A 444-nucleotide genomic window follows, 5' to 3' on the forward strand; every position below is an offset into this window, starting at 1 on the left:
GCCTTAGTGAAAGCAGTAGAGGATATTAGAAGCAAGTTATAAAGGTTAATCAATAACAATGCCGTCTGAAAAAGTTTCAGACGGCATTTTTTCTATTTACATATTAAATTTAATATCATATTATCATTGTATCTGTATCAATTTGAATTTTTTAGAATTTCAATATGAAACCCCTAATTTACTACGTCCATTCCGTCCAATATGAACTCGGCAATCTCTTACCTTACGAACATTGGCAAACCTTATAAAGCGATTCGGTAAATGTTGGCGAAATGGTGGCGGAGTTTGCCCGAGTTTTTGGGGCACAGGAAATTACCTGTTAAACGGGACAGATTCATGACTTAGGGAAATATTCGGAAGCCTTTAATTATCGATTGCATGGCGATCCTTCAGGTGATCATGCTACCGCCGGAGCGAAAATTGCAAAAATGCTTGCTTTAGAGT

At 37.2% G+C, this 444-nt stretch carries 1 pseudogene; it reads left to right on the top strand.

The features are described from left to right. Positions 1-164 precede the first annotated feature (164 nt). Positions 165-444 (top strand): annotated as a pseudogene (locus ACTHUR_RS21015) (CRISPR-associated helicase/endonuclease Cas3); the annotation flags it as partial.

It is taken from the genome of Neisseria sp. P0021.S007, from assembly GCF_051956855.1.